The organism is Paraburkholderia sp. 31.1 (assembly GCF_014397645.1).
Lineage (GTDB): Bacteria > Pseudomonadota > Gammaproteobacteria > Burkholderiales > Burkholderiaceae > Paraburkholderia > Paraburkholderia tuberum.
In genome coordinates, this window is sequence record NZ_VZQN01000016.1 from 113,007 (window position 1) to 134,631 (window position 21,625).

The 21,625-nt window shown below is 62.7% G+C and carries 18 protein-coding genes; 3 read left to right on the top strand and 15 right to left on the bottom strand.

Translation table 11 applies throughout. The annotated features are described in order from the left end of the window. Window positions 1-39: 39 nt before the first annotated feature. On the bottom strand, window positions 40-1,101 hold the full coding sequence (locus F6X37_RS14745) for a glycosyl transferase family 1 (protein ID WP_410451353.1): 1,062 nt from the start codon (window positions 1,099-1,101) through the stop codon (window positions 40-42). A 427-nt stretch (window positions 1,102-1,528) separates the two neighbouring features. Here F6X37_RS14745 and F6X37_RS14750 point away from each other — a divergent pair, with 427 nt between their 5' ends. The 3 genes from F6X37_RS14750 to F6X37_RS14760 all read left to right on the top strand — a co-directional run bounded on the left by F6X37_RS14750 (window position 1,529) and on the right by F6X37_RS14760 (window position 4,836). After that, entirely contained in the window at window positions 1,529-2,485 is a 957-nt protein-coding gene (locus tag F6X37_RS14750) for a class I SAM-dependent methyltransferase (protein ID WP_187611838.1), read from the top strand. A gap of 42 nt (window positions 2,486-2,527) precedes the next feature. After that, complete coding sequence (locus tag F6X37_RS14755; RefSeq protein WP_187611839.1) at window positions 2,528-3,601, top strand: zinc-dependent alcohol dehydrogenase; 1,074 nt, start codon at window positions 2,528-2,530, stop codon at window positions 3,599-3,601. A gap of 77 nt (window positions 3,602-3,678) precedes the next feature. After that, a complete protein-coding gene (locus F6X37_RS14760; RefSeq protein WP_187611840.1) occupies window positions 3,679-4,836 on the top strand; it encodes a methyltransferase domain-containing protein in 1,158 nt (385 codons plus the stop codon). 28 nt (window positions 4,837-4,864) lie between these two features. On the opposite strand, the gene F6X37_RS14765 is transcribed toward F6X37_RS14760, so the two are convergent. The 14 genes from F6X37_RS14765 to F6X37_RS14830 all read right to left on the bottom strand — a co-directional run bounded on the left by F6X37_RS14765 (window position 4,865) and on the right by F6X37_RS14830 (window position 21,408). After that, on the bottom strand, window positions 4,865-5,752 hold the full coding sequence (locus F6X37_RS14765; protein ID WP_187611841.1) for a hypothetical protein: 888 nt from the start codon (window positions 5,750-5,752) through the stop codon (window positions 4,865-4,867). A gap of 481 nt (window positions 5,753-6,233) precedes the next feature. Then, window positions 6,234-7,298 carry a hypothetical protein gene (locus F6X37_RS14770; protein ID WP_262419919.1) on the bottom strand — a complete coding sequence of 355 codons (1,065 nt, stop codon included), beginning with the start codon at window positions 7,296-7,298 and terminating at the stop codon, window positions 6,234-6,236. 71 nt (window positions 7,299-7,369) lie between these two features. Then, window positions 7,370-7,768, bottom strand: coding sequence for a GtrA family protein (locus F6X37_RS14775; protein WP_184038521.1), 399 nt, complete (start codon window positions 7,766-7,768; stop codon window positions 7,370-7,372). Window positions 7,769-7,901: 133 nt separating this feature from the next. Further along, complete coding sequence (locus F6X37_RS14780) at window positions 7,902-8,642, bottom strand: SDR family oxidoreductase (RefSeq protein ID WP_187611842.1); 741 nt, start codon at window positions 8,640-8,642, stop codon at window positions 7,902-7,904. Continuing rightward, complete coding sequence (locus tag F6X37_RS14785) at window positions 8,639-9,955, bottom strand: FAD-dependent oxidoreductase (protein ID WP_187611843.1); 1,317 nt, start codon at window positions 9,953-9,955, stop codon at window positions 8,639-8,641. The genes F6X37_RS14780 and F6X37_RS14785 overlap by 4 nt, the downstream gene beginning before the upstream one ends. A gap of 2 nt (window positions 9,956-9,957) precedes the next feature. Next, window positions 9,958-11,382, bottom strand: a complete 1,425-nt coding sequence (locus F6X37_RS14790) for a UbiA family prenyltransferase (protein ID WP_187611844.1) — start codon at window positions 11,380-11,382, stop codon at window positions 9,958-9,960. A gap of 367 nt (window positions 11,383-11,749) precedes the next feature. Continuing rightward, window positions 11,750-12,883, bottom strand: a complete 1,134-nt coding sequence (locus F6X37_RS14795) for a glycosyltransferase (RefSeq protein WP_187611845.1) — start codon at window positions 12,881-12,883, stop codon at window positions 11,750-11,752. Continuing rightward, window positions 12,880-14,133 carry a glycosyltransferase gene (locus tag F6X37_RS14800; protein ID WP_187611846.1) on the bottom strand — a complete coding sequence of 418 codons (1,254 nt, stop codon included), beginning with the start codon at window positions 14,131-14,133 and terminating at the stop codon, window positions 12,880-12,882. The genes F6X37_RS14795 and F6X37_RS14800 overlap by 4 nt, the downstream gene beginning before the upstream one ends. Then, complete coding sequence (gene wecB, locus F6X37_RS14805) at window positions 14,126-15,247, bottom strand: non-hydrolyzing UDP-N-acetylglucosamine 2-epimerase (RefSeq protein ID WP_187611847.1); 1,122 nt, start codon at window positions 15,245-15,247, stop codon at window positions 14,126-14,128. Before wecB ends, F6X37_RS14800 begins: the two co-directional genes overlap by 8 nt. After that, window positions 15,244-16,821 (bottom strand): polysaccharide deacetylase, encoded by a 1,578-nt coding sequence (locus tag F6X37_RS14810; protein WP_187611848.1) that lies wholly within the window; start codon window positions 16,819-16,821, stop codon window positions 15,244-15,246. The genes wecB and F6X37_RS14810 overlap by 4 nt, the downstream gene beginning before the upstream one ends. Next, on the bottom strand, window positions 16,818-18,200 hold the full coding sequence (locus F6X37_RS14815; RefSeq protein ID WP_187611849.1) for a phenylacetate--CoA ligase family protein: 1,383 nt from the start codon (window positions 18,198-18,200) through the stop codon (window positions 16,818-16,820). The genes F6X37_RS14810 and F6X37_RS14815 overlap by 4 nt, the downstream gene beginning before the upstream one ends. Window positions 18,201-18,391: 191 nt before the next feature. Next, window positions 18,392-19,168, bottom strand: a complete 777-nt coding sequence (locus F6X37_RS14820; protein WP_187611850.1) for an ABC transporter ATP-binding protein — start codon at window positions 19,166-19,168, stop codon at window positions 18,392-18,394. 4 nt (window positions 19,169-19,172) lie between these two features. Beyond that, window positions 19,173-19,991 carry an ABC transporter permease gene (locus F6X37_RS14825; protein WP_090803289.1) on the bottom strand — a complete coding sequence of 273 codons (819 nt, stop codon included), beginning with the start codon at window positions 19,989-19,991 and terminating at the stop codon, window positions 19,173-19,175. A gap of 1 nt (window position 19,992) precedes the next feature. Further along, complete coding sequence (locus F6X37_RS14830; protein WP_187611851.1) at window positions 19,993-21,408, bottom strand: mannose-1-phosphate guanylyltransferase/mannose-6-phosphate isomerase; 1,416 nt, start codon at window positions 21,406-21,408, stop codon at window positions 19,993-19,995. Window positions 21,409-21,625: the final 217 nt, after the last annotated feature.

Sequence of the window (21,625 nt, forward strand, 5' to 3'; positions counted from 1 at the left end):
GTCATGGAGCGCCGCTGAACGACGAGCAGTCGGGGAATCTTAGTAATTTGTGAGGCCGGCATCGATCAGGTGTCTGATTAGGTCTGCTGCTACCGTGCTCGACGAGTGCCGTGCATAGACGCGTTCGTAGTTACTTTCAATCTTTTCGTCCCTGTCCGGGTCGGTCAGGGCAGCCTGAATGGCGGGAACGATGTCCGGCGCGCGGGTAGAAGCCGCGTACCAGACATTGTCGTCGAAGTGCTCGCGCTGCCAATCCCCATCAACCATGACGAGCGGCTGCTTCACGAACGCGCCTTCGAGGCACGAGCGCCCGGGCGGATCGAGGCTCGGCTCCGCCACTACCATCGCGCTGGCGAGCGCGGAGCGCAACAGCGCGCTGCAGGGCTGGATGAACGGCAGGAAATGAATACCGCGACGCGCTTCGCGAACGCACTGCCGGTAATACTCCTCGTCCCTGAAACCGCCGACCATCAGGCCGTTCATGTCGAGCTGGTTCAGTGCGCGGATCAGTTCGAGCTGATTCTTGATCGGCTCGATCAAGCCGAGGCACAGCACGTAGTCCGAGACGTCGCAGACCGTGGGGAGCAAATCCTTGTCGGCCGGCAGCAGGAACCGGTCGGATATGCCGGAGCCCACCACCACGCATTTACCTGGATCGACCGTGATGCACCTGTTGAAGTGCGCGAGTTCGGCGGAGGACTTGAACAGTAGCCGCTCGGCACGCTGCACGAACGCCTCGATGCGGCTGATTTCCGCCGGGTCGGGCGCGCTCAACCACCAGACGTTCGGCCACAGGAACAGCTTCTTGCCCTGATTCACCGTTTCGCGAACGATCGCTTCGCCGTCCGCATGGACGGAGAAGTGCATCACCGCGTCGTAAAAGCGTAGCGGCCGGCTGCGAATGCCGTAAATGTCGGCCTGTACATCCGAATCGTTGAGAAGTTCGGCGACCTGCACGAGTTCCGACTCACCACCACCGCTCGTCATGAACGCGGTACTGTGAGTGGTCAGGAGAATTTTAAAATGCATATTGCGGGCTCCGTCCCGAATCGTCCCGTATCGTGGGCGCTGCTGCCGTCCGCCGGACGGTGCGGAATTCACGCGTTCGCGCGACCTGTGAAACAGGCGCGGACTATTATCGGCAGGGGCTCGATTTTACGCCAAATCGTAACGCAGACGATCGCCCACGAGCGACGCGCAGAGCACCCTGCTGCATGCTTTCGTCGGCTTACGTGGCTTACGAAACGATGACCGCCGCGCACTCGCGACTCACGCGCGGTATCCACGGAAAACGGACGGCGCATGACCCTTGGCCTCGCGGCTGTGCCGATTGCTACGACGAAAAATTTGTAAGTAACGGTAAATGCGGGCTCATGTCGGAACATCAGGAAATGTTGGACGTGCAGAATACTGGGGGTACGATAGACTGGCCGGCCGGGAGGGCCGGCTCGCCAGCCAGTCGGCATATCGGTATGAATTCGCTGTTCTGTCATGGCTTTTCGCACATTCTTTCAAGCGGAGAAACAAGATGTCGGCATCGCCCGAGCTTCTCGATTCACTTGCCGCGCAGCATCCCGAGATTGCAGAACTGATCGCTGAACGGGACAAGTATCGCGACGCGCTTCAGGTCAATATTCCGCACTTTTCGAATCTCGGCGACGTGCCTCCAGGCCACTACTATTCGCCGATCCCGTCGATCCCCGACATCAAACAGAATGAAGCACGGCTGTTCGGTAACGTCTCGCGCACGCTGCCCGGCATCGAGTTCAACGAAGCGGCGCAGGTGCGGCTCGTCGGCGAGTTCGCCGACAAGTACTACGGCGAAATGCCGTTCGAGCCGCACAAGAAAGACGGTCTGCGCTTCTACTTCGAGAACGTGATGTTCTCGTATGGCGACGCGACGTCGCTGTACTGCATGATTCGCCACCTGCGGCCGCGCCGCATCGTCGAGATCGGCTCGGGTTTTTCGTCCGCCGTTTCGCTCGATACCAACGACCTGTTCTTCGACGGCCAGATCCAGTGCACCTTCGTCGAACCGAACAATGAACGCTTGCTGTCGTTGCTGACCGAGAAAGACAAGGTCACCTCGAAGATCGTCAAGTCGCTCGCGCAGGACGTCGACCTGTCCGTATTCGCGGAGCTCGAAGCGAACGACATACTGTTCGTCGATTCGTCGCACGTGAGCAAGATCGGCAGCGACGTGAACCGCATCGTCTTCGAGATACTGCCGATCCTCGCGCCCGGCGTGCACATACACTTTCACGACGTGTTCCTGCCGCTCGAATACCCGCCGCAGTGGATCTACGAAGGCCGCGCGTGGAACGAAGCCTATCTGCTGCGCGCCTTCCTCCAGTACAACAGCGCGTTCGAAGTTGTCCTGATGAATACGTTCATGGGACACTTCCATGCGGACCTGATGAACGCGCGGATGCCGCTCTTCATGCGCAATCCCGGCGCGAGCTTCTGGATTCGAAAGACACGTTAGGCGCCGCGGCGCAAACGTCTCACATTTTGCGGAGATTGATAGATGACTTCGACGAACGCGCTCGAGCATCGCACCGAAGGCGCGTCCATGCGAGCCGGCTTGCAAGACGGGGTGCGCGCGATGAAGGTCGGCCGCATCCCGGTACCTGAGTTGCTACCCGGCACCGTGATCGTCAAGGTGGCGAGCGTCGGTATCTGCGGCAGCGATCTGCACGCTTACCGGAACGTCGACGTTCATCAAAGCTTTCCGAACGGCCACGAACTGAGCGGCACCGCGGTCGAGATCGGCGAGGGCGTGACAAGCGTGCGTGTCGGCCAGCGCGTGACGATCGACATGGTGATGGGCACCGCGTGCGGCAAATGCGAGTACTGCAAGCTCGGCACGCCGATTCACTGCCGCGCGCGCGAATTTCCGTTCGGCGGCGGCTTTGCCGAATACGTGCGCACCAAGGAATCGGGCGTGTTCCCGCTGCCCGATGCCGTCGACGATCAGCTCGGCGCCATCGTCGAGCCGGTGGCGGTCGGCATCCACGGGTGCCGCAAGATGCCGATTGCGCGCGGCTCGGTCGGCGTCGTGATCGGCGCCGGCACGATCGGCCTCGCGGCACTCGCCGCGGCGCTGGACGCTGGCAGTGAAAATGTCTACGTGGTCGCAAGACACGCGGCTCAGGCGCGCGCGGCGCTGGCGATGGGCGCCACTGCGATCCTGCCGGCCGATCGCGCCGAAGCGCTCGCCATGGTCGAACAGGCAACCGGCGGATTGGGCGCGCACTACGCGATCGAAGCGGTCGGCGGAACGGCCGACACGTTCGACTTCGCCTGTCAGTTCGTGCGCCCGCTCGGCCACGTGTGCGTGCTCGGTGCCTTCGATCACGGCTTCAGGAACATCGAAATCATCAAACCGCACATCAAGGAACTGACGATTCATCTGCCGAACTGCTACGGCTATATCGACGGTCAGCACGACTTCGCGCTCGCGATCGATCTGCTGGCGCGCAAGGGCGACACGTTGCGCGCCATGATCACGCACGACCTGAGCCTCGACGACGTCGACGAGGCCTTTCGTCTGGCCAGCGACAAAAGTTCGGACTCCATCAAGGTGCAGATGCATACCTGATGGTGTAAGGGGTCTCGCGTAATGCAGTGAACATCGGTCATAACTGGAAGCTGTGCCGTCCAATACGAGGAGGCAACATGGCGAAGGAAGACAATGCTCCAAGCATCGATGAATTTCGAGATAAGCGGCGTTGCCGTTTGCTGAAAGGCCTGAACGTCAAGGAAAGCGTCGGCGTGGAAATAGGCCCGCTTTGCTGGCCTCTCGTGCGACGCAGCGACGGCGGCGAGATCATTTACGTCGACCACACGGACACGCCGCACCTGCGAGAGAAGTACAGGGACGATCCTAATCTCGACGTCAATGAGATCGTCGATGTCGATGCGGTATGGGGGCGCAATACGCTGCACGAAGCGATCAAGGGCCGCTATGTCGACTACGTGGTGGCCTCTCATGTCGTCGAGCATGTTCCAGATCCGGTGACGTGGCTCAGAGAGCTGGCCGCGGTCCTCAAACCGACCGGCGAAGTGCGTCTCGTGGTTCCCGACCGGCGCTTCACCTTCGACTATTTCCGCCGCGAAAGCCGCCTGCCCGAAGTACTGGCCAGCTATATCGCCCGTGCGCGGGTACCGCAGCCCTACTCGCTGCTCGATCATTGCCTGTCCGCCGCGGATGTCTCGGCCCACGAAGCGTGGCAAAAGCGGATCGACCCGCACTCGGTCAAGCGGCATCACACATGGCAAGGCGCGCTACATCTCGCACGCGACGCCTTCGAAAACGACACCTATCACGACGTTCACTGCTGGGTTTTCACGCCGCGCTCGTTTGCAAAACTGATCGCCGATCTTTGCGAAATGGAGCTGATCGATTTCGCTTGTGAAGATTTCAACGACACGCTGCACAACGATATCGAGTTTTCTGTCGTGATGAGGCGCTCGCGCGATCGCGAATATATTGCCGACAGCTGGCGGCGAATGGAGCGCGAGGCCAGCGACGCGACGCCGGCCGTGCCGTTCTGGCGCACGCATCGCAAACTCAAGGAGCTATGCGCAGGACCGAACGCCCGTAAGAGCACGCCGCGCGTGAGCGGACAGCCCAGCGAACTGGACCCGGACGTAGCGGTCGAATTGCCGCCGGGTTTCAACGAGCAGGAATATCTCGCCGTCAATACGGACGTGGCGGCGGCGGGCGTGAACGCGGGTCAGCATTACCTTCAATATGGGTGGCGGGAGGGGCGGGCCTTGCGGCCGGCCCCCGAGGCTCAGGCTGCCGCTCCGGTCGCCATTGAAGCGAGGTAACGATCGAGACGGGGAAACGCTCGATGACCTAATGGCCGGGCGGGCTAGCAGGAATCTGTACTGCCCAGTTCGGCGCGACCTTTAGCATATGCCCCTTGTCGTTCGCCGTAATGTTCCACATTGGCCATTCCGACGCGGGAAATCTCGTAGCGCTGGCCAGCAGGATAACGACGGCGAATCCCCCCGCTAATACCCGCGACAGCTTCGAACTCGACGTTGCGATCGACAGCAGCGCGGCCCAGAAAAAGAACAGCAAGGCAGGATAGATGTACCGGGCACCGAAGCCGTACCACTCCATGTGTACCGAGTACGGATTCGATCTCGCGGCGCCGAGCAACCAGATGATGCCCGCCATCGGCGCGAGCAGCAGACAGGCAAAAACCGCTCGCGATCTCGCCACGACGAACACCAATACGATCGCCAGGATCAAGCCGGCGATTAGCGGAATGCTATCCGGGGACGGCAGCAGACTGCAAAACAGCTCGCGGATCATCCGGGAGCCATAACGCCACACATACGGCGCCGGACCGAAGTCGAGCGGCGGCGAGGCGTTCGTTGCGACCGCATAAACCTGCCCCGCTATGCCCGCGGTGTAGACGGCCAGAAATCCAGTCTGACGATATGAAAACTTCCCACGACGCCGCGCATAGATACAAGCCAGCACGGTCGGGCCGAACGTGATGATGCCAAAGGGGCCTGTCAACGCAATGACCGCAGCCGCCAAGGCCCGAACGCTATACCAGGATGTCGGCGGATTGAACAGGTTTTCCCACAGCAGAACGATGAGCGCCGGAAGCAGTATCCATTGAATATTCGTAACGTTCAGCAGCGTCTCGCCCGTCTGCGGGACCAGCAGAGGTCCGAGTGCGAGAAGTGCGGCGATGGGACGCGAGAAGATTCGAAACGCGTGAGCCATGTAGGCGCTCGACCCGGCCGTGATCAACGCACACGCCCACATGAAAAAGTACGGCGCCTCGTCGATTGGCGTCGTTTTCATCTGCAGCCACGCGACCAGACGCGGAACGACATGCCAATAGCCGGAATAGCCCTGGACGAATGACCGGATACCCAGTTCGTGCGCTTGCGCGATAAAGATCGTGGCGTCTTCGGCCCACAGAAAGCCGTGCTCGATGCGCTGAGGCGCCCGATACCACATGAGCAGCAACGCGCATAAAAACACGAGCAATGGGAAGAGGCGGGGTTTTTCTCGCTGCATACCCGTAATTCAGTATTTTTTTGGACAAAAAGATGAGCAGAAATCCACAGCCGACTCGAACATCGAGTCGGCCGTTATTGCCTCAAGCCGGCAGGCATGAGTTCCCAACGAGTGTTGCAGGGCTCATCAGGTCCGCGGCCCTTTCGCGCATGTTTGAATCTGCTGCTGCGTCCGCGCGGCGTCACTGCGCCGTAGCAGGCGGTAACCAGCGAAATTGAATGTGTCCACAGGAGAACAGCGAGAGGAAAACAGAGCTCTCCCGGGACCGCTCGTACGTGAAGCTGAGCACTCTCCACGCGCCGACACCAACAAACAACAAGCCGAAGAAGAAGAATGGTGCGTAGTACCAGTGGTAATTCGGAATATGCAGAAACACATAAAACGAAGCCAGCAGCACGAGATAGAGAATGACGAGCCACGCGATCCTCTTGCCGAGACTCGACAGCACACCGACGAGACCGATCGGCAGCATGAACGCGAGCAGCCGGAAGTCACCCCCGAAGAAAGCGTCCTTCATGTACTGCACGTGGAGAAAAATCAGTCCCTCGCCCCAGTACCCCGACTTGCCCTGTCCGAGCTTCGCATTGCCGGTGGCCGGAAGAAACGCGCCGTAGTAGTAGTAGTTAAATATGAAATTGGCCGCGAGCAGAATGACCGGCGCGACCAAATACTTAACATGAGGCAGTTTTCTGTTCCTGATGAAGTAATCGACGACCACGACGAGGCCAAGGAACACACCTTCACTGCGCGTGATGAACAGCAGGCCCAGCACCACACCCAGACCGAAAAATTGCTCCCTGCGATAGAGCACCAACGCGAGCGCGGAGAGGAACAGAAACAGCGAAGTCTCCATCCCAAAGGTGTCGTAAAAATAATTGAAGGAAACAACGATCAGCGCGCACAGCGTCTGTTCGTATTTTCCGCTCGCCAGCAGATGCGCTCCGGTGATCGCGGCCGCGCACAGGAACACGAACGACAAAAAGATCGTCGTATATTGCAAATTACCGGCCACGACGTTCGCCACGATCAGCAAGTAGGAATACAACGGCGACGTGAGCCCGTTGAAGCGATCGCCCGCGTTGTAGGTGAGCCCTTGCCCGTCAAACAGATTGCGCAAATATCGCAGATAGATCAGCGAATCATCGAGCTGAAAGTTGCGCGTCTGCCACGCGAGATAACCACCCACGGCAATGGTGACCACCAGTAGAAGCGCGTTCTCCGAAAGGTACTGTCTAAATCGTTGCATGTTCATTGGTCAATATTTTCTGATTACGCGCGTGCGGCAGCGCAACTACAAAAATCAATGCATTGCCCGAATCAGGCAAAAACGAACTTCTTGTCGAGCCTATATTTGACTATGTAACCAATCACGAGGCCAATCACGCCGCCCGTAAAGCGGGCAGGCTCGGAATGATAGATCGCGTCCGCGCCGAATTCGAAGCCCCAGAAAATCGCCGTAGTTGCGAGCCCCATCACCGTGTACAGCAGAAAACTCTGTATGCCGTGCGACAGATCGCGATGCTGGTATCGAAAGATCCAGAGCTTGTCGAGCAGGAACTTCACCACCAGCCCGCCACCCGTTCCGACGACCACGGACAGCGGCACGCTGAACGCTCCCGAATAGGTGATCAGCGAGAGCTTCTGCAGACCGATATTCGCGGCGATCGAAACTGCCGCGAATATCGCGTAAAAAATCACGAGGCGCGACGCGCTCATGGGAGTTGCCGAGGAGTTCACGAAAGGCACACCAGGTCAGGAAGGTCGAACGAACATTCGCCGCGCCATGCGCTCGCTGGGCGGCGACGGTTGCCGTCGAGCACGGCAGACCCGTTGTGATGCATGCAATGCATCACAACGAGAGCCGCTTGAACACGCGGCCAGGAACAGAGCGAATGATCAGCATGATGCCCCACCAGAACCACGGGGTATAAATGACATCCCTACCCTTTTCCACCGCGCGCACGATATCGCCCGCGACCTTGTCCGCGGTAGCAACAAGCGGTCCCGGCAAGGGAAGACCCGCTGTCATTGGCGTCGCGACAAAGCCAGGCTTGATCGTCAGCACATGCGCGCCCGCCTTGAACAGGCGCGCCCTCAGGCCCTCGCAAAACGCGGAGAGCGCTGCTTTTGCACTGCCGTACAGATAGTTCGACTGGCGACCGCGATCGCCGGCCACCGACGAAATGACCGCGATCGTGCCGCGCCGCTGCTGCTCGATCACAGTGGCAAAACGCGTCAGCAACGCGATGATCGATACGGCATTGGTATTGAACTCGCGGACCGCGACGTCGGCATCGTTCTGACAGGCCTGCTGGTCAGGCAGCGTTCCCGGCGCCACCAGCACGATGTCGAGCGCGCCGAACTCGGCCGAACAACGCTGCATCATGGCGGCATGTTCACCGATCTGATCGATGTCCAACTGCTGACACAGCACGTGTTGCGCACCACGTGCCTTGAGGTCGTCGGCAACCTGCTGGAGGCGCTCCATGTTGCGCGCGACGAGAAAGAACCGCGCGCCCTGTTTAGCCCATTGCCGTGCACAGGCAATGGCGATCGCCGAAGTGGCGCCTACGATAACGATGTTTTTCATACTCGAGTGGTTCGTTCCCAAAAGCGTGACAGCAAAGCCGGATCACGCAGCGCTTCGACCTGTTCCCACTGCGGATAGGCAGCGCGAAAATCTTCGCCCGACATATGCGCGTCCTTGGCGGGATACAAACGGCCGCCGCTCTCGCGCACGATCGCATCCAGCCGGTCGAAAAGCTTGCGATTCGATTCCTCGCGCTGCGGGAAGTCGAGCGCGAGCGAGGTGCCTTCGAGCGGAAAAGACAGCAAGCCCGGCGATTTGATGGCGCCGCAGCGCTTCAGCACGGCAAGTATCGACCCCGTGCCGCTGCGGGCAATCGCGTCGAGAATGGCCCGCGTTGCCTCGCGCGCAACGGCTGCCGGGACGGCGCATTGATACTGCTGGAAGCCCGAGCGGCCATAGATGCGATTCCATTCAAGCAGGCTGTCGAGCGGATAGAAGTACGAGTCGTAACTCACCGTCGAGCGAACCGCGTCCGCGCGTTGCCGCCTGTAGTACAACTCGTTGAAGGCGCGCAGGGTCAGGCGGTTGAAAACGGGGATCGGCGACGTGAACGGCACCGTACGCGTCTTGCGGCGTTCGACGTCGAGCCCCCCCTCGGAGGCGTGATCGCCAACCATGAAAATGCCTCTGCCCAACGCGGCATCGCGGCTCTGACAGTCCACCCACGCCACGCTGTACTCATGCAGTTCGTCGAGCCGTTCGGACAGCGCGAAGAACTCGTCGAGGTTGGCAAAGCGGATACTGGTCACGTCGAGCATGCTCGACCTGATCGGCATCAGCTGGATTTCAGCCCACGCGATCAGCCCCGTCATACCAAGGCCGCCGATCGTCGCGGTGAAGTACTCGGGGTGGAGGTCCGGCGTACATTCGAACTGCGTGCCGTCGCTTCGCAGCAAGCAGAAACGCCGCACATGCCGGCCAAACGTGCCGCGTACATGGTGATTCTTGCCGTGCACGTCGTTGGCGATCGCGCCGCCCAACGTCGCGTACTTCGTCCCCGGCGTCACGGCCAACATCCATCCACGCGGAATCGCCACGTCGAGAATCTGCTCGAGCGTCATGCCCGGTTCAGCGCGCAATACGCCGTTTTGCCAGTCGGCCAGAATCATCCGGTCCAGCGGCAGCGTCTGGATCACGTGCCCCGACGACGCGAGGCAACTGTCGCCGTAACTGCGCCCATTGCCGAAGGCAAGTGTCGTGCGCTGCGTGCCGCCGACACTTCGCCATATTGCCGCGGCCGTATCACGCCAGGCGATCGGATGGGACTCTTGCAGCGCGTACGGATAGCGCCCCCAGGACTGGACTTTCGACATGGCTAGATCGCCATCCAGAACACGGCACCGCATAGGGCCATGATCAGCCAGCTGCTCCGGTCCTTTGCCGCGAATATGATCGGGTCGTCATGCATGGAGCCGCGATGCGCGATGATCCACGTGCGGCTCACCCAGTAAAGCAGCAGAGGACAGGCCACCCAGATGTACTGTGGATGCCGATAGAGGCTCGCCGTATTGCCGTCCTGAATATAAAGCGCGAGAACCAGCACGGACAGATAGCCCGAGGCCGCGCCTAGTGACGAAATCAACGGCAGATCGCTCGCGACATAGCCGCGGCCGCGTGACTTCACGAGGCCGCGCTCCTTCAACGCGTGCAGTTCCGCATACCGCTTGACGAGCGCGAGGCTGAGAAAAATGAACATCGAAAACGCGAGCAGCCAGAACGTGAGCCGCGCATCGATCGCGGCGCTTCCGGCGATGATCCGTGTCGTATAGAGCAAGGCCAGCACCACCACGTCCATCATGACTCGCCGCTTCAGATGGAACGAATAGGCCAGCGTGAGTACGTAATATCCAAGCAAAACCAGCGCGAACTGATGAGGCAGGCAGAACCACGCGATCGCGCCGCCCACGACCAGCAGAACGGGACAGAGCGCCGCGCCCCAAACCAGCGGCAACGCGCCCGACGCAAGCGGGCGTTTGCGCTTGGTCGGATGATGCCGGTCGTCCTCGAGATCGAGCAGATCGTTCAACAGGTAGACGCTCGACGCACAGACACCGAAGGCAAAAAAAGCGAGGAGCGCGGCAATGACCAGCGCGGCGTCCGACAGTTGATGCGCCGCGAGCAGCGGAACGAAAATCAGCAGATTCTTCAGCCACTGATGCAGTCGCAACGACTTCGCCCACGTTCTCGGCCACGCGGAGCGTTGGTCGATGACGCGCTCGACGTTGCCCTGCTTGCGGGCCGCGCGCTCTACGCCACTCGACGGATTGATCACATAAGCACGCTCGGCCGCGGCCCAGACTGCGACATCGTCGTGCGAATTGCCCGCGTAGTCGAAGCCTTTCTCGCCGAACTCGGCCACGAGCCTGTCGCGCTTGCGATGCGCGGACAGATTGATGTCGCTATGCGTGGCGAAGGTTTTGTCGAATAGCCCAAGATGATCGGCAATCGCCTTCGCGTAGCGTTCATGGCTAGCGGTCGCCAGCACGAGCGACCGCCCGGCGGCCCGTTCTTCCTTCAGCCACTCGATGACCGTGGCGTCGTAGGGCAGGACGGTGACGTCGATATCGGTCGCTTCGGCCAAGCGGGCTTTGAGGCCGGCTTTGCCCCCGCGCAGGAGCCACAGAAGCGGCTCGTAGAACCGATGGGGAGCGGATCGGGTGAAAGCAAATCCGCATTCAATCAGGACGTCCGAGCGAATGAGAGTTCCATCAAGATCGACGACGAGTGGTTTGCTGCTCATTCAGTGAACCGCCGCAGGGCAGAAAAGAGTGTGGAAGGCACATGCGCTGCCGTAGAAATTCGTTCCGGCGCGGTAGCGGGTCAAGTCGAACCACGAGAATCAAAATCCGGACCGCGTAAAGCGGCATCACGCTACCATCTCGCGCCCTCCCCTACAACCCGCTTCCAATTTATTTGTCAACTGACTGCCGACTGATTTAACAACCATGAGCCCGCAATATTTGTAACGAAGCAGAATAATCAGTGTAGCGGGCTCGACCGCGCAGATAATACCAACATCTCGCATATAGGCCGAATTAGCCCAAACCAAGGTGAATTAAACACTTTCGCAAGCTGTTCGGCGATATAGAGAGAAAGAAAATAACGACTCAGGAAGACAATACGTGTTCATACAGCGATTTATATGCGTTTCCCAACGCTGGCCCAGAAAATAGCCGCTCATATCGCTGCCGCGCCGCCGCTCCCATGCCGCGCGCCAGTGCTTCATCCAGCGTCAGCCGGTTAATCGCGGCGATCAGCGGTTCGGGCGCCTCGGGCGGCACGACAAACCCCGTCACCCCATCCTCGTTGACGAACGACGTCCCGGACCCCACTTCACAGCACACCATCGGTTTGCCGAACATCGCGGCTTCGACCAGCACCATCCCGAACGCTTCGGAGCGCAAATGCGAGGGCAGCACCATCGCGCGACAGCCCTCGAGCAGCGCAACCTTTTCCTCATGCGTGACCTGCCCGGCAAACACGACGTTGGTCGCGCCATGCTGCCGCGCCAAGGCGGCGAGCCGCTCGCGCTCCGGCCCCGAGCCAGCGATGACGATTTTCGCCTGCACATGCCGGGCGGCCTCGACGAGCGTATGCAGTCCCTTGTAGTAGCGCAACACGCCGAGCGCCAGAAAATACGGTTCGCCCGGCGCCAGGCCGAGCCGGCTCTCGAGCTTGCGCCGCGCGTCGAGCGGCTGCGGCTCGTCGCGATAGTCGATGATGCCGAGCGGAATCGTCTTCAAACGCTCCTTCGACACGCACGCGGCAAGCGTCTCACTGGTCCGCGCATAGGCCGCCGACGTCGCGACCACCGCGGACATGCTGCGCAGCGTGCGCCGCATCAGCGGCCCATAGACGGCGCCGAGCAGCTTCTGCCGCACGATGTCGGAGTGGTAAGTCATCACCGTCGGTTTGCTGGTGCGTCCGAGCAGATGCAATACGTCGGCGAAAGGCCACGGAAAGTGGAAATGCACGACGTCGGCCCAGTCGGCCAGCTCGCGATACCTGATCACCGAGCACGGCCCGCCGAGATCGCACGATGCCGGCGCCGCCCACGATTTCTCGCGGATCACCTGCCCTTCCGGGCGTTCGACGACGGTCGGCGTCGGGCTCGGCGACAGCGTCAGAATGCGCGGTTCGACGCCGCGCTCGCGCGTCGCTAGCGCAATCTGGCGGATCGCTTCCTGCAGGCCGCCGGGCGGGTCCGGGAAGTACGTGCGGTACACATGAACGACCCTCACGTGCGCACCTCAGCGCCGTGTGGCCGCGCGCTGCCGCCGCCCGCCTGCGGGAAGTGGAAGGTAATCGCCAGCATCTTGTCCAGCCGCGCTTCCCACGTGTTCTCGCCAACCGCCGCGCGGGCTTCCTCCGCGCTCAGCTTGCCGCGTGCAAGCTGCTTGTCGATCGCCGCGATGAACGCGTCGGCATCGCTGCCCACTTCGAGCCCCGCGCGCGGTTCCTTCGCGAAATCGAGCGGCGTCGATACGACCGGCAGACCGGCCGCGAGATATTCGTAGAACTTCATCGGAAACATCGAGTGCGTGTATTCGTTGATCAGCGTCGGCAACACACCGACCCGCATGCCGCGCAAATACTGTGGCAGCACGCGATACGGCCGGTAGCCGAGCAGATGCACGTTCGGCAGACGCTTGAGCTGCGCGAGCAGGTCGCTGCGCTGCCCTTCGCGCTCCTCGCCGATGATCACCCATTGCCACTGCGGCCGCGCCTGCGCGGTTTGCAGCAGCAGCGGCAGATCGACCTTGAAGTCCGACAGCACGCCGTGATACACGAGCCGCGGCTCGTCGATCGCGGCGAGCTCGGCGGGCAGCGGGCCGTCCGCGCGCGCCGCGCCGAAGTGCGCTTCATCGACGACGTTGCCGAAGAAATGCGTATTGGGGTTAAACGGCAGGCACACGTCCTTCAGCGACTGCGCAGTCGTGAATACCGCCTCGCAGCGTCCGAGCAGGTCCTGCTGGGCAGTGCGGAACGCGTCGACGTCGACGCCCGGAATCGCCGCAATATCGTCGACGCAGTGGTAGACCAGGGTCCCGCGCGGCAGCGTCGCGATCGCATCGAGCATGTACGGGTGGTACGTCCACACGACCGGCTTGACGTAGCGATGCGACCTCGCGAAGCGGTTCACCGAAAAACGCAGCATCGCCTGATTCAGCGAGCGCACGAACGGCAGATGATGCCCGGCCGGCACCATCAGCGGCGACAGCACCCAGATATTGTCGGCGCGGCGCGGCGGGCCGAGCACGAGCGACTGCACGCCGCGCCACAGACGTCGCCACAGGCGCGACCAGTCGCGGCCGCTCGCCACTTTCGGCGAGCGGAAGCCAACGCTTTCCACATACAGAATCCGCCAGCCGCGCGCGGCGAGGATGCTCGCCGTGTGCTGCTTGTTGGTCCAGTACGGCTCGTCCCAGTCGGCGGTCGAAAACAGCACGCAGTCTTGCGGGGCAAGCACGCGGTTCTTGCCGTCAGCCAACGAACACCTCGACCGGTCGGCCGCGCAGGCTGTCGACGATGCGTCGTGAGGCCAGTCCGTCGCCGTACGGATTCGCGCGATCGCGCAGCGCCGCGCGCCGCGCGGGATCGTCGAGCCAGCCGATCACCGCGCTTTCGATGCTCGCCGCGCTCTGGCCCGCGAGCGTCGCGAAGCCGGCGTCGACGCCTTCGCGGCGCTCGGTGTGATTGCGCATCACGACGACCGGCACGCCGAAGGTTGGCGCTTCTTCCTGGATGCCGCCCGAATCGCTGACCACGACGGCGCTGCCGCTGATCAGATAAAGGCTCGTCGGATAGTCGACCGGCTCGATCAGCGCGAGGTTCGGGATGCCATCGAGCTCGCGATGCACGGGCCCGCGCACGGCCGGGTTCAGATGCACGGGGAACACCCAGCGGTAATCGCTATAGCGCTGACACAGATCGCGCAGCACGCGGCAGATATCCTGCAGCACGTCGCCGAAATTCTCGCGCCGATGGCACGTGACGAGCACGTGCTGCTGCTGCGCGCCATGCCATGCGGGCAGCGGACTCGCCGGCGGCGTGACGCTCCAGCTCGCGCGCACTTCGCCGATCGCATCGACGACCGTGTTGCCGGTCACGACGATCTTCTCTGGCGCGACGCCTTCGCTGAGCAGGCTGTCGCGCGCGCGCGAGGTCGGCGCGAAATGCAGCGTCGCGATGCGGCCGAGCAGGCTGCGGTTCGCTTCCTCGGGAAACGGACTCGCCAGATCGCCGGTGCGCAGCCCCGCCTCGACGTGACCGACGCGCATGCCGCGCTGGAATGCCGCGAAGCCCGCGCAGAACGCGGTCGTCGTGTCGCCCTGCACGATCACCCAATCGGGACGTGTTTCGTCGAGCGCGCGATCGAGCGCGGCGATCAGGCGCGACGCGAGCGCATTCAGCGATTGACCCGGGTGCATCGTTTCGAGCGTGATGTCCGGTTCGATGCCGAAGAATTCGAGCGCCTGCGCGGCCATGTCCCTATGCTGCCCGCTCGCGCAGACGATCGTGTCGAACTCGCTGCGCAGCGCTCGCACGAGCGGTGCGAGCTTGATGACCTCGGGCCGCGTGCCCATCACCACCATGACTTTCATTGCAGTGCTTTCCCCGTCTCGACCTTGGTATGAGCGCCCCGGAACTCGACGCCGAGCGCGAGCGGCGTCGTGTCGGCGAAGGGCGTGACGACGCGAAAGACGCCGTCGTGTTCGACGATCTGCGCGAGCGAGCGCAAGCGCAGGAAATCGAGCGCGGCTTCCTCGTGCAGGAACAGCGGCCGTTGGGCCTTGCCGCGCATGTAGGCGATCAACTGCTCGTGCGCGTCGATGCGCGCCGCCTCGTCGGTCCAGCCGTACGCGTAGCGCTCGGAGAACGGATGGTCGAGATAGCCGAACAGCGTGTTGGTCGCGTACGCGGTGTCGAAGGCCTGCTTGAAGATCGCGAGCGGATCGCCCTCTTTCAGCATGCAGTCGCCGTGCAGCATGCACTGTTGGCTGTGACCGACGAAGCCCGCCGGCAAGCCGGCCAACGCGCCGCCGCGTGCGCTCAGAAACTCCGGATCGTTGCGGATGATGCCGCCGATGCAGCCCGCGTAGCCCGCGTCGATCAGGCCGCGCATCGCGTACGGCGGCGACTGGTGAAACGGCGACACCGCGTAGCGCACCGGCACGCCGGTCGCGCGTTCGAGCAGTTCGGCCGATTGCACGCCTTCCGCGATCGCGGTGTCGTAGCTGCCGCCCCAGTTCGGCGAGTGCGTCGCCGTGTGCGACAGCACCGCGCCCTGCTGCCGGTCGGCAAGCAGTTCGCGCAGGATGTCGTGCTGGCCGCCGCGTTGCAGGTTCTGCGTATGCACGGCGAGCGTGAACGGCACGCCGAGACGCCGGTACGCGTGCCACAACGGGCGCGCCGATTCGACGTCCTCGTCGCAATCGAGCCGCGACGTGATCGCCGCGTCGTAACCCCACGGGAGTTCGCTCAGCACCGGCTGACATGGCAGCGCATCAGCCCGGTAGCCCGACAGAAACTGCTCGACGAGGCGCCATTCGAACGAATCGCACGGGCCGACCGGCCGGTTGAACCACAGCACGGCCGATGCGCCCGCATCCCACAGCGCCGCGTACGCGAACTGTCGCTCGCCGTTCACGACGACCGCGGCCAGCTCCGCTTCGGCCGGAACTTCGGGCGCCTGCGCGAGCGCCCAGATCGAGCCGTCGGCGCGAATCGCGCCGTAGCCGAGGTTGTTCCATTCGTCGGTGAAATCGAAGCGCTCGAACGGGCGATGCCATGGCGCGCCGCCGAGTGCTTGCGCGAGCGCGCCGTAGCGCACGGCCGCCGCGCTTTCGCGCGACTCGCCCGAAGGCGCCGTTGCACTGCGGCTCGCTTGCGAGAGGTCGGCGGGCAACGCCGCGGGCCGATAACGCAGATAGTCCGCGAGCGCGATCGGCATATGGCCGAACACGATCAGCTTGCGCGGCCGCGCCTGCACGAACGCGATCAGGTCGGCGCTCCACGCATCGGGCGCGTCGACCGCGACCATGACGTCGGGCGCGATCTCGTGCAGCATGTTGCGCGCGATCGCCTGCGCCTGGGTCGCGCTGACCGAGCGCCGCAGCGCCGCCAGCACGTATTGGCCGGCGTCGGCGCGGGCATCGGGATACGCGACGCCGATCATGCGCTCACCACGTGACGGAATTTGGCGCGACTGCCCACGCGCACGAAATCGTCGTGACCGACGTACGCGATCGTGAACGCGTCCTGCCAGAAGTGGCGCAGCTTCGCGGTGGTGTCCTCCGCGTTCGCGTGCGGTTCGAGCACGATGCGCAAAGTGGGCGGCGTCGTGCGCAGATCGATCTGGAATTCCTGGATGCCGCCGACGCGGTGATCGAGCATGTCCTGGATGTGGTGCGTCGGATGCGCGACGCCGTTGATCGGCACGACGTCGTGAATCCGGCCGACCACGTCGGTCAGGAAGAAGCCCTTCTCCGTCTCCTGCACGCGCGCGAGGTCGCCGGTCGTGTAGCGGATCAACGGCATCAGCCGGTTGCGGAACCCGGTGAACACGAGCTCGTGCGCGCCGTCGGGGTTGTCCGGCGCGACGCGGCTTTCCGGCCAGCCTTCCGATTCGAGGACCTGGAAGCCGCCTTCGTGACCGTCGAGCTCATAGGCCATCACACCGAGCTCGGCGAGGCCGTAGCGGTCGATCACGCGGCAGCGCAACGCCTTCGCGATCATCTCGCGCGCATGCGGCTCGAGCAGCTCGCCACTCGACTCGAACACCTGGAACGCGTTGCCGCCGCCGTACTTGCGCTCGACATAGCAGGCGAGCGCGTACATCGTCGACGGATGCGAGTGCGCGAGATACGGGCGGCGGCGCTTCAGCGTGCGCCACATTTCCTCGAGGCCGTGATCGTCGATGCGGTCGAAGAAGACATTGCTGCGATTCATCGCGAAGCATTTGAAGTCTTCGCGCGACGGCCACTCGGGCACGACCTGATCCGGGAAACGGCACGCGAAGTGCAACTCCGAGCGATGGCGCAGCTTGCCGATCCGCTCGCGGCAATAGTTGGTGACCGCCGACGAATAATCGGCGCCTTCCTGGTCGTAGTAAATCGTCGTGGAGAGGCCGGTCGAGCCACCGGTCTTGCACGCGTGGTGCTTGCCAGCCTCGAGCGGTCCCGACAGGAGACGCGGACCCTGCTCGCGGATGATGTCCTTGGTCAGATACGGCAGTTCTTCGAGGTAGCGCGGGTCGTTCCTGACCTTGGCGGGATCGAATTGCTTCGCCTGGAACAGGTCGCGATAGTAAGGCACCTTCGCGCCGGCGAATTCGAGCGTGGCGACGAGCCGTTCGAGCGCGATGCAGCGGCGATGCGGCATCGGCAGCGAATAGTGCTCGCGCAGCTCGCGGATTTTCGGGCGCACGTTGCGCTTTTCGGCGTTCTCCGCAATCGGATACGCGATATAGCCGCCCGCGAAACCCTTCAGCGTGCGAAACGGCTGACGCACCAGCAGGGATTCGGAGTAGCGCAGAAACGGGTGATTAGCTCGCATCAAATTCGAACCTTGTTACGCCTCGGGATTGGCCACGAGGGTGTTGCTGAACTGCGGGACTGGCTTGCGCCGGGGCGCGGTTTAGCCGATGAGCCGACGGATTTGCCTGCTGCCGTCGCGCCGCGCAGCTCGCGCGTCGGCGCACATGCGGCAGGCGCGGCATGCGCCGCGCCGGCCGCGCGCCGGCGTGCTCAGTGCGGCAACTGCGCGGTGTGGCTGATGAGCGGCTCGTCGGATTTTTCCGACGGCAGCACGGCTTCGTCGGCGACCATCTTGCCGTGTTCCATCGAGATCTTGCGGGTGCACACGCGCGCGACCAGCGACGGATCGTGCGACGCCACCACCAGCAGCGCGGCCTTGCCGACGAGGCCTTCCAGACGCTCGGCCGCCTTCACGCTGAACTCGGCGTCGCCCACGCTCAGCCATTCGTCCATGATCAGAATGTCGGCTTCGACGCTCGTCGAGATCGCGAACGCGAGGCGCAGCATCATCCCGCTCGAATAGGTGCGCACCGGCAGATTCAGGTAATCGCCCAGTTCGCTGAAGTCGGCGATCTCGTCGATCTTGCTGCGGATGCGCGCGGGCTTCAGCCCGTCGAGAATGCCGCGCAGATAGATGTTTTCGAAGCCGGTCGCGTCGGGGTCGAGGCCCATCGACACGTCGAGCAGCGACGCGATCTTGCCCCGCACCTTCAGCTCGCCGCGCACCGGCGCATAGACGCCCGACAGCGTGCGCAACAGCGTCGTCTTGCCCGAGCCGTTGTGGCCGATCAGGCCGACGCGCTCGCCTTCGCTGAAGGTGAAGCTCAGGTCGTCGATCGCGCGGACGATCGCATGGCGACCCGCGTCCTGGCCGATCCGGCCGCCCGTCGTCAAATTGAGCACCGCCTTTTTCAGCGAGCGATGCGAGTTCTCGTAAATCGGAAATTCGACGGAGATGTTACGAGCGACAATCGATGAAGAACTCACAATATCAAAGCCAGTAAGGAACGCGATTACGGAAACGCTTCATCAGGATCTGCGCGAACGCAAAGCCGACGATCAGGAGACCAATCGACCACGCCCACGACTCCCAGTGGGTCGGGCGGCCGGTGAGCGGCGCGCGCACCGTTTCGATCAGGTGATAGAGCGGGTTGTATTCGGCGACCCACGCGCGGTCCTTCAGGATTTCCGGCGACCACATGACCGGCGTGAAGAAGAACACGACCTGGATCAGGTTCGTGACGATCGGCGGAATGTCGCGAAAGCGTGCGCACAGCACGCCGAGCGTGACGCCGAGCCACACGCCGTGCAGCAGCAGGACCACGAGCGCGAACGGCACCAGCACGATTTCCCAGCCCGGCCAGTGACCGAACACGAACAGCAGCACGACGACGACCGGCAGGCTATGCAGCAGGATCACGAAGTTGCGCCACGCGATGCGGCATACGTGGACCGTCAGCGGCAGCCTGATCTGCTTGATCAGATAGGCCGAGCCGATGAAGGCCATGCAGCCCTCGTTGGCGACCGACGCCAGATACGCCCACACGACGAGACCCACCGCCAGATACGGCAGATAGTCGGAGAGTTCCTGGTGCAGCAGCGTCGAGTACAACGCGCCGAGCACGACCACCAAGATGATCGTGCTGAGCGTGAACCAGAACGGCCCGAGCACCGAGCGGCGATAACGCTGCCGGATGTCGTGCCAGCCGAGCGTGCCCCAGACCCGCACCGCTTTCATGCCGACCAGCAGGTCGTCGCGCTCGTTGTGACGTGTCAGGTCTTCCGAGTCGTTGGTAAAACTGATATCCATCTCAAGTACGTCCGTAAATGTCTTCGAAGCGAACGATATCGTCTTCGCCCAGATATTCGCCGCTTTGCACTTCGATCATCACGAGCTCGACGACGCCCGGATTTTCGAGGCGATGTTTGTGACCCGCCGGGATATAGGTCGACTCGTTGGTCGACACGAAGAACTCTTTTTCGCCGTTGACGACCTTCGCCATGCCGCTCACCACGACCCAATGCTCGTTGCGGTGATGATGCATCTGCAGGCTCAGGCTCGCGCCCGGCTTCACCTCGATGCGCTTGATCTTGAAGCGCGGCCCCTCTTCGAGCACCGAGTACGTGCCCCACGGCCGATGCACGGTGCGATGCACCTTGTACGTCTCATGGCCGCGCGACTTCAGCTCCGCGAAAATCTGCTTCACGTCCTGCGCGCGATCCCGGTGCGCGACGAGCAGCGCATCGGGCGTGTCGATCACGATCAGGTTGTCGACGCCGACCGCGCCGATCAGGCGCCCGTCGCTGCGCAGATACGAGTTCTTCACGTCGACGAGCAGCGCCTCGCCTTCGACGCGGTTGCCGCTCGCATCGGCCGGCGACAGGTCGGACAGCGCGGTCCACGAGCCGACGTCGGTCCAGCCGAGGTTGCAGCACACGACCGCCGCGTGCTCGCACTTCTCCATTACCGCGTAGTCGAACGACAGCTCCGGCACCGCGCCGAAGCAGCCCGGCTCGAGACGCACCTGCGCGCCGCTCTTGCCTTCGGCGGACGGCGACTTGTCCATGCATTCGGCCGCGGCATCGAGAATGTCGGGACAATGCTCGCGCATTTCCTTCAGGATCGTGCCCGCGGTGAAGCAGAACATGCCCGAGTTCCACACGAACTTGCCCGACGCCAGATACTCGCGGGCCTTCTCCAGTGACGGCTTCTCGACGAAGCGCACGACCCGCTCGCCATCGGCTTCGATATAGCCGTAGCCGGTTTCGGGCGTATCCGGATGCATGCCGAAGGTGACCACGTTGCCGGCCTGCGCAAGCGTCTGCGCGCGCGCGACCGCCGCGGCGAACGCGGTTTGATCCGCGATCAGGTGATCCGCGGCGAGCACCAGCATCACGGTGTCTGCGCCATGCGCCTTCGCCGTGTGCAAGGCCGCCGTGGCAACCGCCGCGGCCGTGTTGCGGCCGAACGGTTCGAGAATGAACGAGGTCGCGACGTTCTTGCCGTTCACCTCGCGGAAATCGTCTTCGGTCTTGAAGAACAGCTCACGGTTGGTTACCGTGAGCACTTCCTTCACGCCGGGCAACGCGACCGCGCGCAGGAACGCTTTCTGCAGCAGGCTTTCGCCGTCCGCGAGACGGATGAACGGCTTCGGGTGCGATTCCCGCGAGACCGGCCAGAGCCGCGATCCCGCTCCGCCGCACAGAATGATCGGTAACAAACTCACAGCTCCCTCTCGATACCGTATTTTTTACGTGGCCATACTGGCTTGCGCGCGGTTGACGCAGACGTTTGCAATCTACTGCGCATAGAACGTTAAATCCGCGCCTCGAACGCCCTCGCGTCGAGCGACATTCTACCGCTGCACCCTTTCACCATTGTCAGGGAACAATCGTTTCGATCGGTCCCGGACCACGACGGCATCATGGCGAGCAGCGTGCGCG